At 50.6% G+C, this 255-nt stretch carries 1 protein-coding gene; it reads left to right on the forward strand.

Features of this window, described 5'->3' with window-relative positions:
• Positions 1 to 255, forward strand: a 255-nt coding sequence (locus KDM92_RS18425) for a hypothetical protein (protein WP_212685809.1), incomplete at both ends; no start/stop codon positions are given.

The raw sequence follows: 255 nt of genomic DNA on the forward strand, positions 1-255 counted from the left end.
TAGGTCAAGGCTCTAACGGCTCTGGCGCAGTTGACGTAGGTACATTGTCTACACAAGTACGTATCGGTGCAGCAACATTCGACGCGTCTGCAGAAGCAGCAAACGTGATCGCTCGTTTCAACACAAACGCAGCGTCTGCAGTTGGCGCACAAAAAATCACGACTGGTTCTGGTAACGACACAGTGATTTTTGATGCATTGGACGACAACCGTGCTGGCTTGACTATCTCTGACACAGTTGACGGTGGCACAGGTT

Source organism: Affinundibacterium baiyunense, from assembly GCF_018139645.1.
In the GTDB taxonomy this organism is placed as follows: Bacteria; Pseudomonadota; Gammaproteobacteria; order Burkholderiales; family Burkholderiaceae_D; genus Undibacterium; species Undibacterium baiyunense.